The 3,201-nt window shown below is 46.6% G+C and carries 1 protein-coding gene; it reads right to left on the bottom strand.

What is annotated here, in order from left to right:
• Positions 1-674 precede the first annotated feature (674 nt).
• Complete coding sequence (locus HMPREF2955_RS02070) at positions 675-2,975, bottom strand: NADP-dependent malic enzyme (protein ID WP_070720421.1); 2,301 nt, start codon at positions 2,973-2,975, stop codon at positions 675-677.
• Positions 2,976-3,201: the final 226 nt, after the last annotated feature.

Here is a 3,201-nt window from a genome sequence, read left to right as displayed (position 1 = left end):
ACCATTTTGCCTTGCATTTAGCATCAAAACGCACTACGTTTTGCACCATATTGCAATGCGTTTAGCGGCATATTGCACTATATTTAGCGACAAATAGCCCAAAAACTGGTGTAAATGTCGGTTGCTTGACATAAATATTCATTTTGCCAGCATTTGCAACTACACCCTTTTTGCATCAAAACCAACCCTCGCGAGAATCGATTTTTTGCGGCAAGGTTGGAGATTGGTGAACAAAAAGGGTACTCATAATGTTAAATTCCTTACTAAAAACTAGACAAAAAAGATTTTGCCGTATACAAGCGCATTGGCAACGGCACGAGAAACACGTAAGCTTACGACAACCTCGCGAGCAGTTGCAGTCATGCAATTTACATCCAACGGAGACAGCACCATGGAAACGCAGGTAACCAGTTTACGAGTTGACATGGGGCTAGTTAACGAGTTGACAAGGTGAGTGGTATAGTCAACAAGTTAATCGATGCAGCCATCTTTTCAACTTTGCCATTGGTAAAAAAAATATAGCACGCTATGTTCCGAATGCGGAAATAGCGTGCTACATTAATTGATGTGTATTTGCTAATAAATGCAACTATAAAGACAACAAGGCAGCGGTTGTGTGCAACATGCCCTATTTATTGCTTAGCAACTTAGCTGTATGGTGCATGACACCTTCCTTATCGCTTAGCTTTACCAGCCCTTTTCATTTTGTCTACGCAGGCATCTACTACGGCAACAGCCGTTACATTAACTATATCCCTAACAGATGCCTCGAAATCGGTGAAGTGGATAGGTCGGTTTAGCCCCATTTGAATTGGTCCGATAATTTCGGTTTTGGGGTTAAGGGCCTGTAAAAACTTATAGCTAGCGTTAGCACTGCTAAGGTTTGGGAAGACAAGGGTATTTACATCCTTGTCTTTCAACTTAGAGAAGGGGTACTTCTCGTCCCTCATTTCCCTATTCAGTGCAAAGTTCACTTGCATCTCACCGTCAACAACCAAGTTGGGATAATTAGCATGCAGCTCTTCAACCGCCTCGTGAACTTTCAGCGGGCTGCCAATCTCGTCAGTGCCAAAGTTAGAGTAACTAATCATCGCCATTACGGGTTTTTCATTGAAAAACTCAACGGTGTTGGCACTTAAACGAGCAATGTCAACAAGGAAATTGTTGTCGGGATGGCGGTTGATAAGCGTGTCGGCGATGAAGTATGTACCCTTTTGCGAGTTAACAACGTGCATGGTGCCGAACGTATGGAAACCTTCGCGAACGCCAACTACCTCTGTGGCCACCTTAATGGTGTTTGAATACTTGGTGTATAGCCCCGTGATAAATGCGTCGGCATCGCCCCGTTCAACCATCATCATGCCAAAATAGTTGCGTTCGTACATCTTGTCGTAGGCCTCTTGGAATGTATAGCCCTTGCGTGCCAGCTTTTCGGCAAGGTGTTTGGCGTACGTTGCACGCCGGCCTTGCTCCTTATCAGCACGCATGTCGATAATTTTAATTCCGCTAAGGTCCAGTTTTAGGCGTTGCGCTTGGCGGTTAATGCGGTCGGGGTTGCCCAATAGTATAGGGAAACAGATACCTTCGGCCTTGGCTTGCACGGCAGCTTTCATCATACTTGGGTGTCCGCCCTCGGCATATACCACGCGCTGGGGTTGCAAACGAGCCGTATCGTGCAGTTTTCTTGTAAACACCGTCTCTTGGCCAAGCAGCTGCATCAAGCTGTTTTTATACGCATCCCAATTGGTTATGCTTTTCCTTGCCACACCACTTTCCATCGCAGCCTTAGCCACAGCAGCCGAAACCTCGGTGATAAGGCGTGGGTCTACGGGCTTGGGGATGAAATAGAGCGGTCCGAAAGTTAGGTCGTTAACACGATAGATGTCGTTAACCACATCGGGAACAGGCTGTTTGGCCAAGTCGGCAATCGCATGCACAGCAGCCATTTTCATTTCTTCGTTGATGGCTGTGGCGTGTACGTCGAGTGCACCGCGGAAGATGTAAGGAAAACCAATAACATTGTTTATCTGGTTGGGATAGTCGGAACGTCCCGTTGAAATGAGCACATCGGGGCGTGACGCCATCGCATCTTCGTAGGATATTTCGGGAACAGGATTGGCCAAGGCAAACACAATGGGCCTATCTGCCATCGAACGTACCATATCTTGGGTGAGAATGTTACCCTTAGACAAGCCGACAAAGACGTCGGCACCCTTAATTGCCTCTTCCAATGTACGTATGTCGCGACGTTCGGTGGCGAAAAGTGCCTTTTGGTCGTTAAGGTTCTCGCGGTCGGTGGTGATAACTCCCTTCGAGTCGAGCATCACCACGTTCTCTCTTTGCGCACCAAGGGCAAGATAAAGCTTGGTACAACTAATGGCCGCAGCCCCTGCACCATTAACCACAATGCGCACTTTCTTAATGTCTTTACCAGCCACTTCGAGCGCATTTTTCAGTCCTGCGGCCGAAATGATGGCCGTTCCGTGCTGGTCGTCGTGCATCACGGGGATGTCTAACGTTCGTTTAAGTCGTTCTTCGATGTAGAAACATTCGGGTGCCTTGATGTCTTCTAGGTTGATGCCGCCAAAGGTTGGGGCAATCCGCTCAACCGTTTCACAGAACTTTTCAGGGTCTTTCTCGGCTAGTTCGATGTCGAACACGTCGATGCCACCATATATCTTAAACAGCAATCCCTTCCCTTCCATCACAGGCTTGCCGCTCATCGCACCGATGTCGCCTAATCCCAGTACAGCCGTTCCGTTACTGATAACGGCCACGAGGTTTCCCTTGTCGGTGTATTTGTACACGTCGTCGGGATTGCCTTGTATTTCGAGACAAGGATAAGCCACACCAGGCGAATAGGCCAAGCTAAGGTCTGTTTGGGTGTGATAGGGCTTGGTGGGCCGCACTTCAATCTTTCCAGGGCGTCCACTCTGATGATAGCTTAAAGCTGCCTCTTTGGTTACTTTCACCATTTTGTATGATTGTTTAATGTGGCAAAGACGTAGGGTAGGGGCATTAGAGCCTTTTTCTGCGCCTGTTGCCATTCTATATTAATATAATGAGCGTTGTATTTAAAGATAAACGTTATACGCTGAAAACAGCGCAAAGGTAGTAAAAAAGGCTTAAAACCAAAATTTGTTATTCATATTTTTTGTACCTTTGCGTATAAATAGGGATATTCAGTAAATATCTAACTAA

The sequence above is a fragment of the Prevotella sp. HMSC073D09 genome (assembly GCF_001814145.1).
Lineage (GTDB): Bacteria > Bacteroidota > Bacteroidia > Bacteroidales > Bacteroidaceae > Prevotella > Prevotella conceptionensis.
The sequence above is the reverse complement of the archived record's forward strand: the minus strand, read 5'-3'. Positions and strand labels throughout refer to the sequence as shown.